This window comes from Amycolatopsis nigrescens CSC17Ta-90, assembly GCF_000384315.1.
Taxonomy (GTDB): domain Bacteria; phylum Actinomycetota; class Actinomycetes; order Mycobacteriales; family Pseudonocardiaceae; genus Amycolatopsis; species Amycolatopsis nigrescens.
In genome coordinates, this window is the sequence record NZ_ARVW01000001.1 from 1,141,704 (window position 1) to 1,163,285 (window position 21,582).

19 protein-coding genes are annotated in these 21,582 nt (G+C 68.0%); 14 read left to right on the forward strand and 5 right to left on the reverse strand.

Going from position 1 to position 21,582, the window contains the following annotated elements:
- Window positions 1–24 precede the first annotated feature (24 nt).
- From AMYNI_RS0105255 to AMYNI_RS48835, 3 genes are all read left to right on the forward strand, one after another.
- A complete protein-coding gene (locus tag AMYNI_RS0105255) occupies window positions 25–1,482 on the forward strand; it encodes a flavin-containing monooxygenase (protein WP_020666934.1) in 1,458 nt (485 codons plus the stop codon).
- Window positions 1,483–1,514: 32 nt separating this feature from the next.
- Complete coding sequence (locus tag AMYNI_RS50665) at window positions 1,515–1,655, forward strand: hypothetical protein (protein ID WP_020666935.1); 141 nt, start codon at window positions 1,515–1,517, stop codon at window positions 1,653–1,655.
- 594 nt (window positions 1,656–2,249) lie between these two features.
- A complete protein-coding gene (locus AMYNI_RS48835) occupies window positions 2,250–2,612 on the forward strand; it encodes a hypothetical protein (protein WP_157357257.1) in 363 nt (120 codons plus the stop codon).
- Between the two features lie 46 nt (window positions 2,613–2,658).
- Here AMYNI_RS48835 and AMYNI_RS48840 read toward each other — a convergent pair whose 3' ends face one another.
- Together AMYNI_RS48840 and AMYNI_RS0105270 are read right to left on the reverse strand one after the other, a co-directional pair.
- Entirely contained in the window at window positions 2,659–2,853 is a 195-nt protein-coding gene (locus tag AMYNI_RS48840; protein WP_157357258.1) for a hypothetical protein, read from the reverse strand.
- Window positions 2,854–3,403: 550 nt separating this feature from the next.
- The gene (locus tag AMYNI_RS0105270; protein ID WP_084628288.1) at window positions 3,404–4,495 is read right to left on the reverse strand and encodes a DUF222 domain-containing protein; all 1,092 of its coding nucleotides are present in this window, start codon (window positions 4,493–4,495) and stop codon (window positions 3,404–3,406) included.
- A gap of 477 nt (window positions 4,496–4,972) precedes the next feature.
- On the opposite strand from AMYNI_RS0105270, the gene ahcY reads away from it, so the two are divergent.
- Window positions 4,973–6,433 carry an adenosylhomocysteinase gene (ahcY, locus tag AMYNI_RS0105275; protein WP_020666938.1) on the forward strand — a complete coding sequence of 487 codons (1,461 nt, stop codon included), beginning with the start codon at window positions 4,973–4,975 and terminating at the stop codon, window positions 6,431–6,433.
- Window positions 6,434–6,500: 67 nt separating this feature from the next.
- On the opposite strand, the gene AMYNI_RS0105280 is transcribed toward ahcY, so the two are convergent.
- Window positions 6,501–8,309, reverse strand: coding sequence for an SDR family NAD(P)-dependent oxidoreductase (locus AMYNI_RS0105280; RefSeq protein WP_020666939.1), 1,809 nt, complete (start codon window positions 8,307–8,309; stop codon window positions 6,501–6,503).
- A 77-nt stretch (window positions 8,310–8,386) separates the two neighbouring features.
- Entirely contained in the window at window positions 8,387–9,082 is a 696-nt protein-coding gene (locus AMYNI_RS0105285; RefSeq protein WP_026360079.1) for a TetR/AcrR family transcriptional regulator, read from the reverse strand.
- Window positions 9,083–9,183: 101 nt separating this feature from the next.
- Between AMYNI_RS0105285 and AMYNI_RS0105290 the strand changes: the two genes are divergently transcribed.
- A complete protein-coding gene (locus AMYNI_RS0105290) occupies window positions 9,184–11,382 on the forward strand; it encodes an acyl-CoA dehydrogenase family protein (protein ID WP_020666941.1) in 2,199 nt (732 codons plus the stop codon).
- Window positions 11,383–11,448: 66 nt separating this feature from the next.
- Here AMYNI_RS0105290 and AMYNI_RS0105295 read toward each other — a convergent pair whose 3' ends face one another.
- Entirely contained in the window at window positions 11,449–11,745 is a 297-nt protein-coding gene (locus AMYNI_RS0105295) for a hypothetical protein (RefSeq protein WP_020666942.1), read from the reverse strand.
- A gap of 132 nt (window positions 11,746–11,877) precedes the next feature.
- On the opposite strand from AMYNI_RS0105295, the gene AMYNI_RS0105300 reads away from it, so the two are divergent.
- The 9 genes from AMYNI_RS0105300 to AMYNI_RS0105345 all read left to right on the forward strand — a co-directional run bounded on the left by AMYNI_RS0105300 (window position 11,878) and on the right by AMYNI_RS0105345 (window position 21,581).
- Window positions 11,878–13,206: a DNA polymerase IV gene (locus tag AMYNI_RS0105300; protein ID WP_281170248.1), complete on the forward strand. Its 1,329-nt coding sequence runs from the start codon at window positions 11,878–11,880 to the stop codon at window positions 13,204–13,206.
- A gap of 52 nt (window positions 13,207–13,258) precedes the next feature.
- Window positions 13,259–14,047: a PhzF family phenazine biosynthesis protein gene (locus tag AMYNI_RS0105305; RefSeq protein ID WP_020666944.1), complete on the forward strand. Its 789-nt coding sequence runs from the start codon at window positions 13,259–13,261 to the stop codon at window positions 14,045–14,047.
- Window positions 14,048–14,060: 13 nt separating this feature from the next.
- Window positions 14,061–16,358 carry a molybdopterin guanine dinucleotide-containing S/N-oxide reductase gene (locus tag AMYNI_RS0105310; RefSeq protein WP_020666945.1) on the forward strand — a complete coding sequence of 766 codons (2,298 nt, stop codon included), beginning with the start codon at window positions 14,061–14,063 and terminating at the stop codon, window positions 16,356–16,358.
- A 54-nt stretch (window positions 16,359–16,412) separates the two neighbouring features.
- A complete protein-coding gene (locus AMYNI_RS0105315) occupies window positions 16,413–17,621 on the forward strand; it encodes a helix-turn-helix domain-containing protein (protein WP_020666946.1) in 1,209 nt (402 codons plus the stop codon).
- Window positions 17,579–18,835, forward strand: coding sequence for a helix-turn-helix domain-containing protein (locus AMYNI_RS0105320; protein WP_245573874.1), 1,257 nt, complete (start codon window positions 17,579–17,581; stop codon window positions 18,833–18,835). Before AMYNI_RS0105315 ends, AMYNI_RS0105320 begins: the two co-directional genes overlap by 43 nt.
- Before the next feature lie 338 nt (window positions 18,836–19,173).
- Complete coding sequence (locus AMYNI_RS0105330) at window positions 19,174–19,431, forward strand: hypothetical protein (protein WP_157357259.1); 258 nt, start codon at window positions 19,174–19,176, stop codon at window positions 19,429–19,431.
- Complete coding sequence (locus AMYNI_RS43635) at window positions 19,421–19,669, forward strand: helix-turn-helix domain-containing protein (protein ID WP_020666950.1); 249 nt, start codon at window positions 19,421–19,423, stop codon at window positions 19,667–19,669. Before AMYNI_RS0105330 ends, AMYNI_RS43635 begins: the two co-directional genes overlap by 11 nt.
- 523 nt (window positions 19,670–20,192) lie before the next feature.
- Window positions 20,193–20,963 (forward strand): hypothetical protein, encoded by a 771-nt coding sequence (locus tag AMYNI_RS0105340; RefSeq protein WP_245573875.1) that lies wholly within the window; start codon window positions 20,193–20,195, stop codon window positions 20,961–20,963.
- Window positions 20,964–21,263: 300 nt separating this feature from the next.
- Window positions 21,264–21,581 (forward strand): hypothetical protein, encoded by a 318-nt coding sequence (locus AMYNI_RS0105345; RefSeq protein WP_020666952.1) that lies wholly within the window; start codon window positions 21,264–21,266, stop codon window positions 21,579–21,581.
- Window position 21,582 lies beyond the last annotated feature (1 nt).

Here is a 21,582-nt window from a genome sequence, read left to right on the forward strand (position 1 = left end):
CTGTCGGGCTCCTAGCGTGGAAATGTGACCCTGCCCGCGAACCGGCCACGAGTCGGCATCATCGGCGCCGGCATGTCCGGGCTCTGCATGGCGGCGACCCTGCGCCGCGCCGGCTACCGGGACTTCGTCGTCTACGAGAAGGCCAGCGAGGTCGGCGGCACCTGGCGCGACAACACGTATCCCGGTCTCAGCTGCGATGTGCCTTCGCGGTTCTACTCGTACTCGTTCGCGCCCAACGCCGACTGGACCCGCAACTTCGCCTCCGGCGAGGAGATCGAACGCTACTTCGTGCGGGTCACCGACGAACTCGGGCTGCGCGAGCACATCCGGTTCGATACCGAGTTGGCCAGCGCCCGCTGGGACGGCGCACGTTACCGGCTGCGCAGCACGGACGGCCGGACCGACTCGGTGGACGTGCTGGTCTCCGCGACCGGCATCCTGCGCGAGCCGAAGCTGCCGGACATCCCCGGCCTGGACTCCTTCGACGGCGCCGCTTTCCACTCCGCCCGCTGGGACCATTCCGTTGCGCTGAAGGGGAAACGCGTGGCGGTGGTGGGTACCGGTTCGACCGGGGTGCAGATCACCGGCGCGCTGGCCGGGGTGGCGAAGCCGCTGTATCTGTTCCAGCGCACCGCGCAGTGGATCCTGCCGATGCCCCGGCTGCCGTACTCGCCGGTCTCGCGGGCCGCGCTGAAACTGGTACCGGGGCTGAACAAGCTGAGCTACCTGGGTTACCAGCGGATCATGGAGCTGATCTTCGGGCACGCGGTGATCGAACCCGGCTGGCAACGGGACGCGGTGTCCGCGCTGTGCCGTTCCTACCTGCGGACGACGGTGCGCGACGAGGAGTTGCGCGCGAAGCTCACCCCGCCGGACGAGCCGATGTGCAAGCGGCTGATCATGTCCACCGCGTTCTACCCGGCCGTGCGGCGCCGTGACGTGCAGGTGGTCACGGACAAGATCGTCGCGGTGGAGCCGAAAGGCGTGCGTACCGCCGACGGCCGGGTACGGGAGGCGGACGTGCTGGTGCTGGCCACCGGCTTCGACGCGCACGCGTTCCTGCGGCCGATGGAGCTGGTCGGCGAGCACGGCGTGACTCTGGAGCAGGCCTGGCGGGACGGTCCGCGGGCCTACCGCACGGTCGCGGTACCCGGGTTCCCGAACTTCTTCACCCTGATCGGCCCGCACTCACCGATCGGCAACCATTCGCTGATCGCGATCGCGGAGACCCAGGCGAACTACGTGCTGCGCTGGCTGGACGAGCTGAGCGCCGGCCGGGTGCGCCGGGTGGCGCCGACCACCGAGGCGACCGAACGGTTCAACAGCGACCTGCGCGACTCCATGTCCGGCACGATCTGGACCAGTGGCTGCGACAGCTGGTACCTGGGGCCGGACGGGGTACCCGAACTCTGGCCGTGGACACCGGCCCGTCACCGGCGAATGCTCGCCGAGCCGGTTCCCACCGACTTCGAGCTGGCCTAGTACGACAGCCCTGGACGACCGATCCCGCTGGCATGGTCGACACGGCTCTCGACCTGTACGCAGGGATATCCGTCGATGACTACGCCGCGGCGCTCGCCTGGTACGAGAAGCTGCTCGGCTCGCTGCCGTCGTTCGTCGCCAGCCGGCCACGCCCTGCACTCCATCTTCGTTGATGACTTCGACAACCTGGTGGCTGAAATAGCTGAACGAGGGCTGGAGCCGGCGAAGCGGGAGGCGTACTCGCATGGCGTGCGAAAAGCCATCTACGTAGATCCCGATGGAAACGAGATCGGGTTCGATGGAGCGCCGCGCTGACCGGCGCAGGCCCGCGACAGAAATCGAGTCACCCCGAGTTCCGTCCCGCAGGTAGCCGCCGGGGGCTCCACTCGTCGACGGTCGTATCGGTCGCAGCTTCAGGAGCACCATTTGTCGCCGGCTGGGGCGGATGTTGCTGCTGCGTACCGCTGAGCTGGCGGCTTGGCCAGCTGGTTGTCACTAGGGCCGGCCCGGGCAAGATCGTTCTGTACCCAGCCATCGCGGTCGCGTGGGGTGAGGATTGCCTAGCTGACATTGGCGCGCTGCGTGCCAAACCGCCGGTATTCGGGTGTGTGGCGTCGGACCCGACATGTCACGCACGATCACCGGGCTAGCCCGCGGGCTCAATGGTCGCCTGCGCCACAACCGTCTCCAGAACTGCCGCTGCTGCAACCACCGCCGCATCCTTCCGTGTGGCCGCTGTCATGCCCGCCGTCGCCACCATGACCCCCATGACCCCCATGACCCCCATGGCCGTCATGGCTCCCGTGACTCTCCTGACCGCCGTGACCTCCGTGGCCAAAGCCGCCGTCCGTAAAACTTCCACCGTCCCCGAAACCCACACCACCACTGCCACCAGGCCACCACTGGCCGTCGCGCCACAACCACCACCGGCCGCCGTGGTACGTCCACGAATCGCCCTCGCGGTACTGCCACCAGTTATTGTCGCGGTACATCCTTCCGCGCTGTTGGCGTCCCACTGCGTCACCGCGCTGGTTGACGATCCACACAACGAAGCAAATAATCAGAAGCCATACGACCAGCCCGGTCATCAGCGCATCCCCTCGGCCCTTGGCGAAGGTTCCCATGAATAGGTTAGCTCGGGAGAGCGGGAGAAGCAGTGCGCTGCCGCGAAGTTTCTCAGCTCGGCTTGAGCGCGTGCGGCACGCCGTGGATGCCCTCGAATTGCCGCCCGCCGTCTACAAGACGTGCCCGTTCCAGCCGAGGGAACTGGTGGACACCGGACTGCGACAGTGGCTGTGCTGCTGCGGCGCGGCGCTGCTCGACAAACAGATCATCGGCATGCCCTCGCATGCCGTGGACGAGGCGTGGCACGGGTTCATCCTCTGCACTGCACGCTACGCAACATTCTGCCGAGCAGCATACGGCCAGTTTCTGCACCACCATCCTCAAGGCAGCGAGCCGCCCAGCCACGTTCAGAGAGCAGGATCGATGCGGGACAAGTTGCACCGGACCGCCGTGGCATGGTCCTTTGCGGCCAGGCCCGGCGAAGAATGCGTGCTGTGGGACCTCGATGTACGAGTCGGCGTCCCCCACCCGTGGGGCACCCGAGACTAGTCCGGATGTTCGCTCGGGTTACCCAGATCCCGTCCGCGCCGCGCGGGCAGCGCACGGGAACGAACCTGAGCCGCGGGCGCTGGCCCGAATCTAGGCTGACCTCTCGCAGATCAACTTCGACGCGATCATCACGATCTCCTATTCCGAGGAAAAGGAAACGCAACCAGGACCTGGAAACGCACCTACGATTCCCATCCACCATTGATATTTCGGAGCAGCCGACACCACCGGAGGCCGGCGGCCTGCGCGCGCCCATGTCCCGACCCACCCAAGGCAGGATCATCAGGCCCTGCGCGAAACGGCTGCGCTAGTCACCTCCTCGTGTGCTGCGGTAGACGGCTTTGGCTGGGGTGGTGACGGTGAGCGTGCCGTCAAGGTTGTGGGTGTAAGTCCAGCTGGGGTGGTTTTTGAGTTTCTTGTGGTGTTTGCAGTAGTAGCGGGGGTTGGTTTCTGTTGAGTCGCCGAGTTGGATGGGTCGGTAGCAGCCGGGATGGTTGCATTCGGGGTTGGGGACGCGGATGTGGCCGTCGAGGGCGGTGGGTGATCGGTAGGTGCGGCGGCTGACGTCGATAGGGGTAGCGGTGGTGGGGTCGGTGACGATGCGGTGCCAGGTGGAGGCGGGGTTGTTGGCGATGTCGCGGGCGAGCCAGGCGGGGATGGGTCCGGTACCGGCGAGTTCGGCCGGGTTGTTGTTCAACCCGGCGAGGGTGGTGAGGTCGACGTAGAGGTGGACTTCGGCGTGGAGGTTGCGGCGTGTGCCGCGTTCCCACAGACACCGGTCGGTGAGGACATCGGCGCGGAGCTGGTCGAGGGTTCGAGTTTCGCCGGCGATGTTGAGCGCGTGGGCGTCACGGTCGGTGCGGGTGTAGATCGCGGCCCCCAGTTCGGCGGGGAGGTCGAGGATGAGGGTGCTCATGCCCTCGCCTCGGGGTAGCAGGGTGACTTTGCGGTCGCGGCGACGGTGCCGGGTACGGGTGGCATGCCCGTCCGGGTCGATCCGGGCCACCACCCGGCGCACCGCCCGCCGCAAGCTCTGCGGGTTCTTTCCTGCCAGGCGGCCTGCCATCACCAGGTCGACCTCGCGGGCTTTCGCGTCGGTCAGCACCACTGTCGCATCAACGATTTTCGATGCTTTGTAGGTGTCGATGGTCCCGGATTCCATGGCTTCCAACGTGCTCGGCAACCGGGTCACCAACGCCTCGGCGAGCGCGATCTGTTTGACCGCCGCGTTCTCGGTGATGGCGAGGCCGAGGGCGAGCTCGGCGGGTACTCCTTTGGTTCTTTCTCCAAGCTCATTCAACTGGGCGATGAGCCGAAGCTGTGCCGCCTCCGACCGGCACCTGTCCTCCTGAAGAACCCGAATCTCTTTCAATAATGCGCAAGCCTTGTCTTTGTCCATGCCCAAACCCTAAACACCACCCCCGACAAAAACGCAAAACCCATTGCCTGCAAGGAATTGTGACTCACCGACTGCCAGCGCCACCCCACCCTTGAGGCAGGTAGCGTCCAAAGGCGGACCGGAGCCGGACCGAAACCAAACCTCCCGAAGCCCATCGGAGACGCGGCTCAAGAAGAGCTCGACCCCACGTCGAGGCCACGTTGACAGCCAGCAGGACTCTTGCCATCCTGATAGTCAGGAGTCGAGAGGCGCTGCGACGGACGAGGTCCGCCACGCTCGGCTCGCCAGACCGCAAGTAAGGGCGCCTCCTACCACAGGAGGTGCCTTTTTCTTGTCAGCGAACATCAACGCCCCCACTCGGCGCGCACCAGCAAGTTAGTCGACCAGCTGAACAATCGCTTCGAATATATGCCGATGCGCGCATCGGTACTCCCTGGTCAGGCCCGAAAACAGCCATGCCCTGGAGGGAAAGGAACCATGAGCCCGAAGCTGCAGACGAAGAACGGCATCGAGTTCGCCGTCGCGGATCTGGCGCTGGCCGAGTCCGGCCGTCACCAGATGCGCCTGGCCGAACACGAGATGCCCGGCCTGATGGCCACCCGCAAGGAATACGCCGCGTCGCAACCGCTCAAGGGAGCGCGCGTCGCAGGTTCGCTGCACATGACCGTGCAAACTGCGGTACTGATCGAGACACTGGTGGCGCTCGGCGCCGAAGTGCGCTGGGTGTCCTGCAACATCTTCTCCACCCAGGACGACGCCGCCGCCGCGGTGGTCGTCGGCAAGGACGGCACTCCGGACAAGCCGGCGGGCACCCCGGTTTTCGCCTGGAAGGGCGAGACGCTCGAAGACTACTGGTGGTGCACCGACCAGCTGTTCAACTTCGCGGACGGCAAGGCGCCGAACATGATCCTCGACGATGGCGGCGACGCCACCATGCTGGTGCACAAGGGAGTCGAGTTCGAGGCGGCCGGTGCCGTCCCGCAGCCGACCGATGAGGACCCGGAGGAGTACCAGGTCCTGCTCAAGACGCTGGCCGACAGCTTCGCCACGGACAAGCAGCGGTTCACCACCATCGCCAAGGACATCCGCGGGGTAACCGAAGAGACCACCAACGGTGTCAAGCGGCTGTACAAGCTCGCCAAGGAAGGCGAACTGCTGTTCCCGGCAATCAACGTGAACGACTCGGTCACCAAGTCCAAGTTCGACAACAAGTACGGTATTCGTCACTCCCTTGTGGACGGTATCAACCGGGCCACCGACGTGATGATCGCCGGCAAGCTGGCCGTGATCTGCGGCTACGGCGACGTCGGCAAGGGTGCGGCGGAGTCACTGCGCGGCCAGGGTGCGCGTGTGGTGGTCACCGAGATCGACCCGATCTGCGCGCTGCAGGCCTCCATGGAGGGTCTGGAGGTGGTGGACCTGAACGACGTGATCGACAGGGGCGACATCTTCGTCACCACCACCGGCAACTTCGACATCATCATGGCCGACCAGATCGCGAAGATGAAGCACAACGCCATCATCGGCAACGTGGGGCACTTCGACAACGAGATCGACATGGCCGGCCTGGCGAAAATCCCCGGTATCAAGAAGATCGAGGTCAAACCGCAGGTGCACGAGTGGACCTTCCCGGACGGGCACGCGGTCATCGTGCTTTCCGAGGGCCGCCTGCTGAACCTGGGCAACGCCACCGGTCACCCGAGCTTCGTGATGTCGAACTCGTTCACCAACCAGACGATCGCCCAGATCGAGCTGTTCACCAAACCGGGCGAGTACGACAAGCAGGTCTACGTGCTGCCCAAGCACCTGGACGAGAAGGTCGCGCGGCTGCACCTCGACGCACTCGGCGTCAAGCTGACCAAGCTGACCAAGAGGCAGGCCGAGTACATCGGCGTGGACGTGGACGGGCCGTATAAGCTCGACCATTACCGCTACTGATCAGGGAAGCTCCGGTCCGGGAACCGTCCCCCAGGGTTCCCGGACCGGCCCTCATCGCCACCGCACCTCATCGCCACAGCATCCTGGTGACGGCGGCCGCCATTCTCGGCATCGGCCGCCCCCGTCCGGACGCTCCGTCCGGCATGCCCTCGAAAGCGACCAGGTGGGTGAGCGCGCGCGTCGTCTTCGGCAGGAACAGGGACGCGAGCACCGCCGGCACCCCGGCCGGGAAGACCAGGTTCACCGTCTCCGGTCGGCGCAGGATCGCCCGCATCACCAGTCCGGCGGCCCGGTTCACATCCATCATCGGCAGCGCGCCGAAGGCGTTGAACTTCTCCGAGGGTGCGGTCATTTCGGTGCTCACCAACGGAAGTTTCACCGAGCTGAAGGTGATCCCGTGGGACAACGTCTCACGACCGGCGACCAGACCGAACTCCTCCAACGCGGCCTTGGACGCGAGATAGGCGGAAAACCGCGGGGTGTGGTTCTGGATGCCCTGGGTCGTCACGTTCACCACGTGCCCGTGGCGGCGTGCCCGCATCACCGGCAGTAGTCCGAGAGTCAGCCGAACGGCGGCGAAGTAGTTCACCGCCATGGTGCGCTCGTAGTCGTGCAGCCGGTCGGTCGCGTCGAACACCGGCCGCCGGATGGACCGGCCGGCGTTGTTCACCAGTACGTCCACCGCACCGTGCTCGGCGAGCACCTGCTTGACCACCGCGTCCACCGCGTCGCCATCGGTGAGGTCACACGGGTACACCGACGCGGTGCCTCCGGCCGCGACGATCTCGTCGCGGACCGCGGCGAGCTGGTCGGCGCGCCTGGCCACCAGCAACGGAATCCCGCCCCGGCGTGCCACCCGCAACGCGGTCTCCCTGCCGATGCCCGAGGACGCCCCGGTGATCAGCACTGTCCGCCCGGTGAGTCCCGGACCGCCGCGACGCGCCCGGTCCGGATCGAGCCGGCCCCGCCAGTACTCGTAGAGCCGCCCGGCATAGTCGTCCAGCGGCGGAACGGAAAGCCCGCTGCCGGCCAGCGCGTCCCTGGTCGCCGCCGACTCGGAGAGCACCGAGGTTTTCAGCACCGCCAACGCATCCCGTGAAAGGCCGAGTTCCTCGAGCACCGCACGCCGGGACGCGCGCAGGCCGGGCACGCGGTCGACCAGCCGGGTGCCGCCTGCCGCCAGCGCGGCCATCCGGCGCGACACCGGCTTCGGCGCGGTCGCCACCACCCGTGGTGCTCCGGCCGCGACGGCGAAGGTGTTGTAGACCTCGTTCACCGGCTGCGGTTCCGGCGCTGCCAGGTGATACGTCGTCCCCGGCGACGCGTTCTCGTGCATCAGGTACGCGATCGCGTCCGCCACGTAGTCCACCGGCACCACGTTGGTCTGGCCGAAGTCGGCGCCGAGCAGCGGCAGCCGCGACGGCAACCGGGAAAGCCGGGAGAGCACCGGCAGCAGCGGATGACCGGCACGCTGTTCACCGGTCCGCGAGTCGCCGAGCAGCACCGAATGCCGGTAGACCCGGGCCGGCACCGCCCGCTGCGCCCTGGCCAGCCGGTCGTCGTCGGCCGCGGGAGCGAGCAGGTGCACCAGTCCGGCGCGGACGTCGGCGGCGAAGTCCAGCACGTTCGATGTGCCCTGTGAACTCAACTGGACCAGGTGGTCGGGCGCGGCCAGGCCGGCACCGAGGCCGGGTTCGGTCAGTTCGCCGACGTGCACCGAGAGCCGCGCGTCGGATGCCCATTCCGCACGTACCTGGGCCGCCGCCTGCGCGCGGACCAGCAGTTGGACTCCGGTGCAGTCCGGCCTGGCCAGCAGCCGTTCCACGAGCAGCCTGCCGAGCAGTGTGGTCGCACCGGTGACTAAGTAGGTGGCCATCGGATCCTCATCTACCTGATACGCATTGTCTCAGGTAACTGTGTCATGAGCGGCGCACGGCGCGCAACGACGGTCAGCTACTCGCCGAGCAGCTCACTCAGCGGGGTCTCCGGATCGACGTGCACGCCGACCACGGCGAGGTTGCCCTCGATCAGGAACCAGGCGGAACCGGACAGGAAGTCGGCCAGCTGGGCCGAGGTGAGCGTCTTGTCCGGATCGGCGAGCCAGCGGTTCACCGTGGCGTCGACCAGGCCGACCAGGCCGAACGCCAGCGGCTCGGCGAACGCGGTGTTCCGGTCGAACCGGCGCAACGCATCCGCGAACAGTTCCGTGAGCCGGATCGCGATCGCGGTCTTGGTGCCGGAGACCACCCGGGAAGCCGTACCGCGTTCCCGGTTCGAACCGGCGCCGAGGAAGTGATGCAGCCGGGGATGCCGTTCGATCCAGCCGAGATAGGTGTCCACCGCGCGCCGGATGGTCTGGCTGGTGGTGCCGCCGGGGGCCAGCGTGGGCGCGAGCTCGGCCATCAGCATCTCGACCACTCGCTGCCGGATCTGCTCGTCGAGGTCCTCTCGGTCCTTGAAGTGCCGGTACACCACCGGCCGCGGCACGCCGACCCGCTCAGCGATCTGCTTGACGCCCACGCCGGGGCCGTCCTGCTCGATCGCGGCCACCGCGGCGTCGAGCACCTCGAGCCGGCGCTGGGCCTTGTGCGCATCCCAGCGCGTGGCCCGCCCGTCCGCTCCAGTGGTGTCCTTCGCCGCGTCTAGCACGCGGGCCACTCTATCCGCCCGAATCTTCCTGTGACAGCTTGTCTCACTCATTTATCTGAGACATAGTGTCACCAGAACTCGTCCGATCCGGGAGAAAACACGTGGCCAAGAACGCCTACGAGCTCGGCCTGGGGCTGAGCGAAGAACACCTCGCGCTGGCCGAGTCCGTGCGCGGGTTCACCGACCGCCAGATCACCCCGCAGGTGCTGCGCGCGGCAGTGGACGCCACCATCGAGACCAGGCCGTCGTTCTGGTCCGCGCTGGCCGACCAGGGCCTGCTCGGCCTGCACGTGCCGGAGGTGCACGGCGGCCAGGGCGCCGGCATGCTCGGGCTGGCGGTGGCGTTGGAGGCACTCGGCCGCGCCGCACATCCCGGGCCGTTCCTGCCCACCGTGCTGGCCTCCGCACTGCTCGTCGCGGCCGAGTCGAAGGTCAGCGCCGAGCTGCTGCCGGAACTCGTCGACGGTTCCGCCACGGCCGCGGTCGGCCTGTCCGAACCGTTGCGGGGCACCAGGACCGCGGCCGGGCTGACGGTGACCGGGCAGACCGGCTCGGTGCTCGGCGGCACCCTCGCCGAGATCCTGCTGCTGCCGGTACGGACCGGTGGCGAAATCAGCTGGGTGGTGCTGGACGCGGTGGACGCGAAGGTGTCCGAACAGGACGGCCTGGACGTCACCAGGGGCACCGCGAAGGTGGTCGTGGACGAGCTGGCCGTGCCGGCCGAGCGTGTGCTCGGCGACCTTGCCGAGCCGAGGGTCCGGGCGATCGCGGCGGTGCTGTTCGCCGCGGAGGCGGTCGGGGTCGCGTCCTGGTGCGTCTCCACCGCGGCCGAGTACGCCAAGACCCGGGTGCAGTTCGGCCGCCCGATCGGCCAGTTCCAAGGCGTGAAGCACAAGTGCGCCCAGATGGGCGTGGCGCTGGAGCAGGCCCGCGCGGTGGTTTGGGACGCGGCGACCGCGCTGGACGCCGGGGACGACACGGCCGGGTTCGCCGCGTCGGTGGCGGCCGTGGTCGCGCCGGACGCGGCGGTCGGCTGTGCGCAGGACTGCATCCAGGTGCTCGGCGGCATCGGTTTCACCTGGGAGCACGACGCGCACGTCTACTACCGGCGGGCGCTTTCCCTGCGGGGGCTGCTGGGCAGCGGCGAGGAGCGGGTTGCCAGGGTCGGCAGGCAGGCGCTGGACGGCGTCACCCGGTCGTCCACATTGGAGCTTCCCGCCGAGGCGGAACCGCTGCGCGAGCGGATTCGCGCCGAACTGGCCGAAATCGCCACGTTGTCGCAGGACGATCAGCTGGTCCGGCTAGGCGACGAGGGCTGGGTGCAGCCGCACCTGCCGCGGCCGTGGGGCAAGGGCGCCGGGCCGCTGAAGCAGGTGGTCATCGCGCAGGAGCTGCGCACCGCCGAGGTCACCCTGCCCGAGCTGGCCATGGGTGGCTGGGCGGTGCAGGCGATCGTGGCGCACGGCACCGAGGAGCAGAAGGCGAAGCACGTGCCGTCCACCCTGCGCGGCGAGGTGGTGTGGTGCCAGCTGTTCAGCGAGCCTGGCGCCGGTTCCGACCTGGCGTCGCTGAGCACCAAGGCGGAGAAGGTGGACGGCGGCTGGCTGATCACCGGCCAGAAGATCTGGACCTCGCTGGCGCAGTTCTCCGAGTGGGCGATCCTGATCGCCCGCACCGACCCCGCCGCGCCGAAGCACGACGGCATCACGTACTTCCTGCTGGAGATGGACAGCCCCGGCGTCACCGTGCGGCCGCTCAAGGAACTGACCGGGTCGGCACTGTTCAACGAGGTGTTCCTGGACGGGGTGTTCATCCCGGACGAGAACGTGGTCGGCGCCGTCAACGAAGGCTGGCACGTCGCCCGCACCACGCTCGCCGGCGAGCGGGTCGCACTCAGCCAGGGCATCGCGCTGTACGCGTCGATCAAGGATCTGCTCGCGTATGCCCGTTCTCGCGAGCTGAGCGACGTCGCGCTGCACCGGGTCGGTCAGCTGGTCTGCGAAAGCCAGTCGATCGAGCTGATCGGCTCGCGCGTGGTGCTCAAGCAGCTCAGCGGGGCCGACGTGAGCACCACGTCCAGCGTCGGCAAGTTCCTGAGCATGCGGATCGGCCAGTGGATCGCCGAGTTCGGCGTTGACCATCTCGGCGTCGCCGGTGTCACCAGCGTGCCTGGCCAGCCCAGCGACAAGTGGATGGACGCGCTGCTGGCCGGGCGCGCGACCACGATCTACGGCGGCACCACCGAGGTGCAGCTCAACGTGATCGCCGAACGCATGCTCGGCCTCCCCCGCGACACCTGACCGACGATGCAGCGAAGGCCACCTTGCCTGCGTTGAACGCAGGCAAGGTGGCCTTCGCTGCGATGCTCAGTGTTCGTCGTAGTGGTCGCCGTGCGCGGCGTGGCGGTGGCCGTCGTGCACGTAGTCGACGTGGTCACCGTGCGGCACCGCGACATGGCCGCAACCGTCGCCGTGCACATGCTGGTGGCCGTCGTGCGCGCTGTGCCCGGCCGGTTCGCATTCGTCGTAATGGCCGTCGTGCGCGGTGTGCAGGTGCCCGTCGTGCAGGTAGTCCACGTGGTCACCGTGCGGCACGGCCACATGCCCGCAGCCGTCCCCGTGCACGTGGTCGTGCCCCTGGTGCTGAACGTGTGCGGTGGTCATCTCGGCCCTTCCTGTCGTCGATTACTCCATTCGAGGCTACGACGGATCCATTCGCGCAACCGCATATGTCACTCGATCGCGGTGCGTCCACAGTGGCCGGAACTGTCGGGCCCCTGTGTTTTGATGAGCGTTGTGAGTCCGGAACCAGTGCCACGGCGATGGGTCGTGCACCTGGACATGGACGCGTTCTACGCCTCGGTCGAGCAGCTCACCCGGCCGACGCTGCGGACGCGGCCGGTGCTGGTCGGTGGCGCGGGGCCACGTGGGGTGGTGGCCGGCGCCAGCTACCAGGCCAGGGTCTACGGCGCCCGTTCGGCGATGCCGATGACGCAGGCCCGGCGGCTGGTGCCAGGTACCGCGGTGATCCTCCCGCCGCGGTTCCGGCTGTACGAGCTGATGAGCCGCCAGGTGTTCGAGATCGTCGCGGAGCACGCACCGGTGCTGGAGCGGATCTCCCTGGACGAGGCCTTCGCCGAGCCGCCCGACCTGGCCGGAGCCGGTGAGGACGAGGTGCGCGCGTTCGCCGAGAAGCTGCGGGCCAGGATCAGGAACGAGACCGGCCTGACCGCCTCGATCGGCGCCGGGGCCGGCAAGCAGGTCGCCAAGATCGCGTCCGACCAGGGCAAACCGGACGGGCTGGTGGTCGTGCCGCACGGCACCGAACGCGAGTACCTCGCCGAGCTGCCGGTGCGAGCGCTCTGGGGTGTCGGCCCGGTCGCCGAGGCGAAACTCCGCACGATCGGCGTACTCACCCTGGGCCAGCTCGCCGCGCTAAGTGAGCGGGACGCCACTTCGCTGCTCGGTGGCGCGGTCGGCCGGGACCTCCGACTGCTGGCCACCGGCGCCGACGACCGTCCGGTGGCCGAACGCGGGGACGCGAAGCAGGTCAGCGCGGAAACCACCTTCGACGTGGACGTGACCGACCTGACCAGGCTGCGCACCGAGGTCCGCCGGATCGCGCACGGCGCGCACGCCAGGCTGACCCGCGCCGGCCGGGGCGCCCGCACGGTGTCGATCAAGCTCCGGCACACCGACATGAACACGATCAGCAGATCGGAGACCACCGCCTTCCCGAGTACCGACGTGGACCAGCTGACCGCGATCGCCGAACGGCTGCTGCCGGACCCGCAGGAGTTCGGCCCGGTCCGGCTCGCCGGGGTGGCGTTCAGCGGGCTGGCGGAGATCTCCCAGGAGCCGCTCTTCCAGCTGGGCACGCCCGAGCCGGAGACCACCGAGGTCGCCGCCGCACCGGAGCCTGCCCCGGTGGCACGGCCGAGCGGCTGGCGCCCCGGCGACGACGTGCGCCATGAACACTTCGGGTCCGGTTGGGTGCAGGGCGCCGGTTTCGGCCGGGTCACCGTGCGTTTCGAGACCCGCAGCACCGGTCCTGGCCCGGCACGCACCTTCGACCACGACGATGCCGAGCTGCACCGGGGCGACCCGGCGGACTCGCTGGCGTGACCAAGAAAACCCTATGACGTGCCGGAACGACTGACGTAACGTCGATCAAGAGATGACCGTTCCGCTGTACCTCGTCGACGCCTTCGCGCACGCGCCGCATACCGGCAATCCGGCCGCGGTGGTGCTGCTCGACGCACCCGCGCCGGAGCCGTGGCTGCGCGAGATGGGCGCCGAGCTGAACCAGGCGGCCACCGCGTTCGCCTGCCCGTCGGCCGAAGGTGGCTGGGACTTGCGCTGGCTGACCGCGACCGCCGAGCTCGCGCTCTGCGGACACGGAACACAGGCCACCGCCCACGTGCTGCACGAGACCGGCCGCGATGGCGGCTCGATTCGCTTCCACACCAAGGCGGGCGAACTGCGCGCGGAGGTCACCGACACCGGGGTCACACTGGACTTTCCCGCGCTGCCCGCTCGGACCGCCGAACTCACCGGCGGGCTCGACGAGGCGCTGGCGGGCAGCACGCCGGTGTCCGTGCACCGCACCGAATTGGACTATCTGGTCGAACTGGGCACGGAGGAGGAACTTCGCGCGGCGGCGCCCGATCTGGCCGCACTCGCCGCGCTGCCGGTCCGCGGCCTGATCCTCACCGCACCCGGCCGCGAAGCCGACTTCGTCTCCCGCTTCTTCGCACCGGTCAGCGGCATCCCCGAGGACTCGGTGACCGGTTCGGCGCACTGCGCGCTGGCCCCGTACTGGTTCGACCGTCTCGGCCGGACCGAACTGACCGGCTACCAGGCGTCGGCGCGTGGCGGCTATGTCCGGGTCACCGTGGCCGGGCCGGGGCGGATCGGCCTCACCGGCCGGGCGCGCACGGTGGTCGAAGGAACTCTGAGGGGGTAGGGAGGAATAGAGCATGGTCCTGCATCTGACGCACTGGGGAACCTTCGAAGCGGAGGGTGACGGGCAGCGGCTGACCGAGGTCCGCCCGTGGAAGGGCGATCCGGAGCCGCAGCCGCTGATCGGCAATATCGCGTCGGCCCAGCATCATCCGGTGCGGATCGACCGGCCGCACGTGCGCGCGGGCTGGGCCGAGCACGGGCCGGGCGCACCCGGACGTGGTGACGAGCCGTTCGTGCCGGTGTCCTGGGAGACCGCGCTGGAACTGCTTTCCGCCGAGTTGCGGCGGGTGTACGGCGAGCACGGGCCGCGCGCGGTCTTCGGCGGTTCGTACGGCTGGGGCAGCGCGGGCCGGTTCCACCACGCGCAGAGCCAGGTGCACCGGTTCCTGAACAGCCTCGGCGGGTACGTGCGTTCGGTCGGCAGCTACAGCTACGGCGCGGCCGAAGCGCTGACGCCGCACGTGATCGGCAACCTGGAGTGGCTGCTGGCCGCGTCCACGTCCTGGCCGGTGCTCGCGCGGCACACCGAGCTGGTGGTGGCCTTCGGCGGACTCTCCGAGAAGAACTCGGTGGTCGCTCCCGGCGGCATCGGCCGGCACGAGCAGCAGTCCTGGGTGAAGCAGGCCAGGGCGCGCGGCTGCCGGTTCGTCTCGGTCAGCCCGCTCGCAGACGACGACCATGCCGAGGCGGAGACCGAGTGGATCGCGCCACGGCCGGGCAGTGACGCCGCGATGATGCTCGCGCTGGCGTACGTGCTGGACGCCGAGGGCCTTGCCGACCACGATTTCCTGGACCGCTGCACGGTGGGCTACCCGAAGTTCGCGCGCTACCTGCGCGGCGAGTCCGACGGGGTGGCCAAGACCCCGGAATGGGCCGAGGCGATCTCCGGTGTTCCGGTGGCCCGGCTGGTCGAGCTGGCCAGGGAGATGGCGCGTTCGCGCACGATGATCATGGTCAGCTGGTCCCTGCAGCGCGCCCGGTTCGGCGAGCAGCCGCTGTGGCTCGGTGTCGTGCTGGCCGCCATGCTGGGCCAGTTCGGCCTGCCCGGCGGCGGTTTCGGCCATGGTTACGGGTCCAGCAGCGATGTCGGGCAGCCGCGGCGGATCGCGTCGGCGCCGTCGCTTCCCCAGGGGCAGAACGGGATCGACGAGTTCATCCCGGTGGCCAGGATCGCCGATCTGCTGCTCAACCCCGGGCAGGAGTACGACTACAACGGCGAGCGTCGTGTCTACCCGAACATCAGGCTGGTGTACTGGTGCGGCGGCAACCCGTTCCACCACCACCAGGACCTCGCGCGGCTGCGCGAAGCCTTCGCCCGGCCGGACACCGTGGTGGTGCACGAGCCGTTCTGGACCGCGACCGCGCGGCACGCGGACATCGTGCTGCCGTCCACGATGTCCATCGAGCGCGACGACTTCGGCGCCGGCCGCAAGGACTCGCTGTTCTTCCCGATGCACGCACTGACCGAGCCGCACGCGGACGCCCGCGACGACTACACGGTCTTCACCGAGCTGGCCAAGCAACTGGGGGTAGCGGACCGGTTCACCGAAGGCCGTGACGCGCAGGATTGGCTGCGGCACCTGTACACGGAATGGCGGGACAGGCTGGGACGCAAGGGCCACGAGTTGCCGTCGTTCGACGAGTTCTGGGACAGCGACGTGCTGGAGATCCCGGTTCCCGACCGGGATCAGGTGCTGCTGGCCGAGTTTCGCGCGGACCCGCAGGGCCACCCGCTGAGCACGCCGAGCGGCAAGATCGAGATCTTTTCGGAGACCATCGACGGTTTCGGCTACCCGGACTGCCCGGGGCACCCGGTGTGGCTGGAACCGGAGGAATGGCTCGGCGGTGCACAGGCCGAGGTATTCCCGCTGCACCTGATCGCGAACCAGCCGAAGGCCAAGCTGCACAGCCAGCTCGACATGGGCGAGCACAGCCAGTCGACGAAGATCCACGGCCGCGAGCCGGCCAGGATGAACCCGGCGGACGCGGCAGCCAGGGGGCTCGCGGACGGTGCGGTGGTGCGCGTGTTCAACAATCGCGGCAGTTGCCTGGCCGGCCTGGTGCTGAGCAGCGCGGTCCGCCCCGGTGTGGTCCAGCTTTCCACCGGCGCCTGGTACGACCCGGACCCGGCGGACCCGAGCTTTTGCCGCCACGGCAACCCCAATGTGCTCACCGGCGACGTGCCCACGTCGAAACTCGGCCAGGGCAGCACCGGCCAGCACGCCCTGGTGCAGGTCGAGCCCTACACCGACCCCGCTCCTCCGCTCACGGTGCTGGGCCCTCCCGCGATCACCACTGGTCCACCCGGGTAACAGCTACCCTGGAGGCCCGGAGTCCGGAAGTTCGGCCAAGGGAGTGATGCCCGCATGGACCCTGTCACCGAACTCGGCCGCCGGGCACGCGAAATCCGCTCATGGCGGCGGCTCAGCCTTCGTGCGGCGGCCGAGCTGTCCGGAATTTCGTACAGCTACCTGGGGCAGATCGAGCGCGGTGAACGACCGGTCAACAGTCGCCGGGTCCTCGAAGCACTGGCGCGTACCCTCCGGGTGTCGCCGACGGAACTGACCGGCAAGCCCTACGCCCCCTTGGATCCGGCTTCGAACGCCGCGCACGCGGCCATGACGGCGGTCGAAGATGCGATCAGCGGCTGGTGGGTCGGTGAAGTGCCGGACTCACCTCGGCGCCCATGGTCGGCGGTTCTGGCCGACGTGGACCGGCTGAACAAGGTTCTGCGTCCACGGGCCGCCTACTTGGAGCAGGCCGAACTACTGCCCCGGCTGATCCGAGATCTGCTCGTCTCGGCCGCGGAGCCGACCACGCGCGATGCCGCGTTACGTGGCCTGATCGGTGCGTACAAATCGGTTACCTATGTCGCGTTCGACCTCGGATTCCGTGGCCTGCCCGCACTTGCCATGGAAAGAATGCGCCAAGCCGCCGAAGAACTCGGCGACCCGGTAGAGATCGCGGATGTCGCCTGGCGGCGAGCCCAGATCATCAGTGGCGGCAACCGGTCACGGCAGTACCAGCTCGCGGTGGGCATCGCAGATGATGACGAGATTCCCCCGCACCTTCGGGGCATGGCCCATCTGACCGCCGCACTCGCCGCTGCCGCACAGGGCGATGCGGACACCGCACAAGGTCGCCTCACTGAGGCGGCGGAACTCGCTGCGCACATCGACACCGACGACAAGCCCTGGACGAAGACCGACTTCAACCGCACCAATGTCGATGTCTGGCGAGTATCGATCGGCGTAGAGCTCGGCCATGGGGCGAAGGTCGCGGAAATCGCCGCAGCCATGCGCCCGCTGGAAACCCTTCCCGTGGCCCATCGCCAAGCCCAGTTCTGGCTCGACTACGGGCGTGGCCTGCTCGCCGAGCGCAAACACCGCGAACGCGGCCTTGCTGCCCTGCTCAAGGCAGAGAAGCTGGCGCCGGAGAAAGTCCGCAACAACGTGTTCGCCCGCGAAGCGGTCACCGACCTGCTGGGCTGGGCACGCCGGGACGCCGGCGGGCGCGAACTGCGCTACCTCGCTTGGCAGATGGGCGTAGCACCTATCGGCCTGACGTCAGGCTGATCGTGTTCAACCACCCGCCGTCAGGTGACGGTTCCGAGCTCGGGCGTCGCCTGCGGGAGATTCGTTCGTGGCGGCAGCTCACCCTCCGTGCGGCAGCTCAGCTTTCCGGAATCTCCTACACCTATCTGGGACAGATCGAACGCGGCGAAAAGCCGGTGAACAACCGGCGGGTGCTCGAAGCGCTGGCGAAGACACTGCGCGTCGCACCGACCGAACTGACCGGTGCGCCATACCCACCGACCGATCCGGTCGGCAGCGATGCGCATGCTGCACTGGACGCCATCGAATCCGTGCTGACCGAATGGTTGCCTGGCGAAATCCCGGATGACCTGCCACCTCGGCCGTGGGCACTCGCCGCCGCCGAGACCGACCGGCTCACTACGGTACTGCGCCCGCGGTCGGACTACGCCGGACAGGGTGAGATCCTGCCGCTGCTGATTCGCGACCTGCTGTTCCATGTGCACAGCGAGCACCGGTACTCCGCGCTCGAAGCCCTGATGACCGCATATTATGCGGCCGGAAATGTCGCAGCCCGGCTCGGCAAGCGGCAGTTGACCTACGTAGCGGGCGAACGCGTGCGCGCGGCCGCCGAACTCCTGGGCCAGCCCGAGTGGCTGGCCGTTTCCGCCTGGGTGCGCGCCCAGTTCCTCAGCGCGGCATCACGTCGCCGACAGTACGACCTGGCCATGGCGAGCGTGGAATTCCCGGGTGCCCGCCTGGAATCCAGAGGCATGAGCCATCTGACCGCCGCGATGGCAGCAGCCGCCCAAGGCGATGGATCCACCGCAAGGGCACATCTCGATGATGCCGACCGGATGGCGCGAGAAGTGAGCCCGACATCATCCTGGGGCATGGGGACCCTCAACTTCAGTCCGGCCAATGTCGGAATCTGGCGTGTGGCCATCGGCACCGAACTGGGCGACGGGGGAAAGATCGCCGAAATCGCGCGCACCGTGGAATGGCAGCGGATGCCCATCTCCAGGCAAGGCGCGTTCTGGATGGATCTCGGGCGTGGCCTCCTGCAGGATCGCCAAACTCGGGAAAACGGCCTGCGCGCGCTACTGCAGGCTGAAACCCTGACCCCACAACAGGTACGAGTGAACCCCTTCGTTCGCGAAGCCGTGTCAGACCAGCTTCGCCGGGCCCGGCGGGATGCGGGCGGTCGCGAGTTGCGCGGACTTGCCTGGCGTGTCGGCGTGGCACCTATCGGGTGAAACAACCCGCCTGTGCACATCTTGTGCACGAGGTGGAGCCGGTCACTTTTAGCGTCGCCTTCCACAGGGGAGGTGACAGTGCTGATGGCACGCGAAGAAGAAGTGGCTCCGATTCCGGTCCAGCTCCGGATGCGGCGCGGCGACAAACCGCACCTTTACCGGGATCGCGAGCTCCGCGATCACACGGTCTTCGAAGTGCTGCCGGTATGCGGGGAACTGCGGACCACTCCCCCGCATCCTCGTCGCGAACTGAGCGGCGAGTTCGACACGGCCGGCCGCCTTTGCGGGGCTTGCTGTTCCTGGCTCCGGCGGTACCCGCACCGGTTGATCGTCACGCGGTGGCCGGTCGAATGATGACTCCCTGGTACCCGATCATCGGGAGCCGGTGGCATATCGCCACCACGAGCGGGCCGCTGCCAACCGGAACGGCGGTCACCCTGCTTTGCGGTCTCAAGTGGACGGTCGAGTACGGCCACCGGCCGCTGCGCACCTTCCAGTGCTGGAAATGCGATTACATCTATCGGCGAGCCAACGGGATACCGATCCTCGGCGACCATCCCGGTGCTCCGAAAAAGGACGAACACCATGCATTCTGAGACGCCGCTCGCGGAACGCAACGGCGCCGAGTTCGTGGCCGTGATGACCGAACTGGTCCGGCTGCGACGCCAACGCGGCCTCAGCCAGAAGGAAGTGGCCCACCGCATGGGCGTCAGCCCGGCCACCATCTGCCGCCTCGAACAAGGCGCCCGCAGCGAAGTCCGCGTGGTGCAAGTCCAGAAATACGCCGAAACCATGGGCCTTCGCGTCGCCATGGTCATCACCGTCGCAGGCTGATCTCACTCGGTCAGAGGCCGTGCCAAGACAGCGGCCGAACATCCAGAACTGGACCTGTCACCCAGCCCACTGGTAGACATCGGATGGCACACCTTCCTACTCGACACTCGCGCCTACCAGAGGTTCTGCCGGGATATCGCGGGTCGATTCATTCATCACGTGCCCGACGACAACAACGACAGACCGGCACTGTGCTGCGGTGACGAGTACCCGAAATGGGCTAAGGTCACGCTGGGCGCGATCCGAGCCTCCGGGTACACACCCGATCTTGCCCTCGTCCGCGTCGGCCAACGCGGCCAGGTGCAGTAGCGGCGACGACGGGTGCCGTGCGTCAGGTGAAGATGGCAACGAGAACACGGACACCAACAAATAACCCACGATCCCAGTCAGTACCTCCGGAAGGGTTGATGTGCCAGTACAGCACGAGTGGAGCGAACTGCCCGAAGCAGTTCAGGACATCGTCCAGGGCCACGTGGGCCCGGTAGCCGAGGCGACCAGCGTACCGGGCGGGCAGTCCTGTGATGTGGCCACCACTCTGCACCGGGCCGACGGGCGGCTGGTGTTTCTCAAGGGAGTCCGTGGGGTCAGCCCCCGGATGCGTTGGCTGAGGAATGAGGCGACCGCTGGTGTTCTTGCTCCGGGAGTGTCGCCGGAGGTGCTGTTCCACGAGGACGTGGGCGACTGGCTCGTGGTGGGTTTCGAGCACATCGTCGGCCGGGCCGCGGTCCTGACGCCCGACTCGGCCGACCTGACCCCTGTAGCGTCCACTGTGGATCGCATCGCCGCGCTACCGGGAACCGGGCTTCGGCCGTTACGCGATCGATGGGCCGGCGGGCAGTGGTGGCGGAAACTCGCCGAAGAGGCACCGGAGCATGTTTGGGTGAACGATGTGAACCTGCTGGCCGACTGGACGGGCAGGGCTCCCGAACTGGTCCATGGTGACCACCTTCTGCACACCGATCTCCACGCGGACCAGTTCGTGATCGGCGCGCGCGGCGAGGTCCATGTCATCGACTGGGGATGGCCCGCCGCGGGCGCCAAGTGGGTCGACGCGGCCTTTCTGGTGATCCGGTTGATGGTATCCGGCCACGCAGCGGCGGACGCGGAGTCGTGGGCCCGGAAACTGACCGCCTGGTCGGACGTCTCAGAAGAAGCGCTGACCGCTTTCGCGGTGTATGTCGCCGGTCTCTGGACACATCGCGCGGTCACGGACCCCCAACCGGGTGCGGCGCGACGGGCTAAGGTCGCCCGCGAGTACGCCGCATGGCGACTCGCGGCCCACGCCGCCGTGTAAGGGCATCAGGACGCAGTAGTGACCAGCGACAAGGACGGAGGCCCGGCGTCCAGCCGATTGCCGCACCTGCCTGACCCGCGCACTGGTCAGCCATTTCCACCGCATGGTCCAGGGTTCATCGGCAACGACAAGGAACCCGAGCACGATCGTCACCGCGACATCCGGCTATCGCGAAAACCGAAACCGCCTCCCGGGATGGGCCGATTTCCTTGTTCGCCGGGGATGGGCTGGAAATTCTGGGCTATTGGTGGGCCTGGCTGGGGATCATTGTGACCACCTACCTGATGTCGAATCCGTTCAATGTCGAGACGGTGTCGGCTGGGGCGGTGGGAGCAGAGCCGGTGGAAGCGGCGGAACTGGCTCAAGATCTACGAGCTGAAGAAGATCGACGTCGTCTACGGCGAAGGCCAGTTGTACCTGGAGATCTTCGACGACTCCAAGCACGGCATGAGCCGCACCTTCAGTGAGTTCCAGCGCGACCGCCGGATCTGGGACCTGCTCTACAACGGCCTGGTGCACTCGATCGCCGACGGGGCCGAGATCAAGCCGAGCACGATCGGCAAACTCCAACTCAACGGCCACCCGGCACTGACGGCCCGTCGAGAACGCGGGCACTGAG

Excerpts from the sequence above, each read along its gene's own strand:
- AMYNI_RS50665 (WP_020666935.1), top strand. The coding sequence starts at position 1,515 with ATGGTCGACACGGCTCTCGACCTGTACGCAGGGATATCCGTCGATGAC.
- AMYNI_RS48835 (WP_157357257.1), top strand. The coding sequence starts at position 2,250 with ATGACCCCCATGACCCCCATGGCCGTCATGGCTCCCGTGACTCTCCTG.
- AMYNI_RS0105270 (WP_084628288.1), bottom strand. The coding sequence starts at position 4,495 with ATGGACAAAGACAAGGCTTGCGCATTATTGAAAGAGATTCGGGTTCTT.
- ahcY (WP_020666938.1), top strand. The coding sequence starts at position 4,973 with ATGAGCCCGAAGCTGCAGACGAAGAACGGCATCGAGTTCGCCGTCGCG.
- AMYNI_RS0105280 (WP_020666939.1), bottom strand. The coding sequence starts at position 8,309 with ATGGCCACCTACTTAGTCACCGGTGCGACCACACTGCTCGGCAGGCTG.
- AMYNI_RS0105295 (WP_020666942.1), bottom strand. The coding sequence starts at position 11,745 with ATGACCACCGCACACGTTCAGCACCAGGGGCACGACCACGTGCACGGG.
- AMYNI_RS0105305 (WP_020666944.1), top strand. The coding sequence starts at position 13,259 with ATGACCGTTCCGCTGTACCTCGTCGACGCCTTCGCGCACGCGCCGCAT.
- AMYNI_RS0105310 (WP_020666945.1), top strand. The coding sequence starts at position 14,061 with ATGGTCCTGCATCTGACGCACTGGGGAACCTTCGAAGCGGAGGGTGAC.
- AMYNI_RS0105315 (WP_020666946.1), top strand. The coding sequence starts at position 16,413 with ATGGACCCTGTCACCGAACTCGGCCGCCGGGCACGCGAAATCCGCTCA.
- AMYNI_RS43635 (WP_020666950.1), top strand. The coding sequence starts at position 19,421 with ATGCATTCTGAGACGCCGCTCGCGGAACGCAACGGCGCCGAGTTCGTG.
- AMYNI_RS0105345 (WP_020666952.1), top strand. The coding sequence starts at position 21,264 with ATGTCGAGACGGTGTCGGCTGGGGCGGTGGGAGCAGAGCCGGTGGAAG.